This is a genomic window from Mesorhizobium sp. M7A.F.Ca.AU.001.01.1.1 (assembly GCF_004022735.1).
Taxonomy (GTDB): Bacteria; Pseudomonadota; Alphaproteobacteria; order Rhizobiales; family Rhizobiaceae; genus Mesorhizobium; species Mesorhizobium ciceri.
The window spans coordinates 1-865 of the sequence record NZ_RZPF01001235.1 but is presented as its reverse complement, the minus strand read 5'-3'; the positions used below and the strand labels follow the sequence as shown (position 1 = coordinate 865).

The window sequence follows — 865 nt, the reverse complement described above, 5'->3', positions numbered from 1 at the left end:
CGCTTAGGAATAGATCCTTTTTTGTGCATTTCGTTCTCCCAAAACCGGGGCCACTTTTGGGCGACATGCATCAGACTTCAAATGCCTCGACGATGGTCTTGGCGACAAGGGCCGGGTCTTCCCAATGCGGGTTGTGGCCACAGCGCTCGGCCCGGACGAAGACGGCTCCGGCAAGAGCGGATTGCAACGCCTGCTGGTGCGCCTCGCCGAACAGCGGGTCGCAGGCGCCGGCGATGATCAGCGTCCGGGCCTGCACGGCCCGCGCCGCATCGCTCAGATCGGCGCTGCGGATTTCCTCGAGAATCGCGCGCCAGCGCGGCGCCGGCAATGCCGACGCGTCTCTCGCCAAGCCGGCGAGAAAGGCTGGAGGCACGTCGGGACTGCAGGCATGCCACCAGGCGTAGAACGGATCGGCCGGCGATATCGGGTCGCGCAGCGCCTCGACGCCCGCGACCAGCGGATGATCCGGCGCGAAATCGGGCTTTAGCGTGCCGGCCAGCACCACCAGCCCGCCAATCAGCTCCCTGTGTCGCCCTGCCAATGCGATGGCCACCATGGCGCCCAGCGAATGGCCGACGACGAGCGGCCGGTCGAGCCGCAAGCGTAGGATCAGCCCGGCAATATCGTCGGCGAAATCGGCTATGCCGCAGCCTTTGCCGGCCTGCGAGGCGCCGTGGCCGCGCAGATCCGGCATGATCAGACGGCGGCCGGCCAGATAGGGCGCCAGAAGCGAAAAGCTGCGGCTGGTGTCGGTGAAGCCGTGCACCGACAGCAGTGCCGGCTCGGCGCCTGTTATCTCGACATAGGCGATGTCGAGATTGCCGACAGTGACGAACTGCTTGCGGCCGGCCCAGCCGTCCTGGTT

General features: G+C 66.6%; 1 protein-coding gene. It reads right to left on the bottom strand.

The features are described from left to right. Positions 1-70: 70 nt before the first annotated feature. Positions 71-865 (bottom strand): alpha/beta hydrolase (locus EN884_RS37330; protein WP_164895480.1); only part of this gene is annotated, 795 nt, incomplete at its 5' end.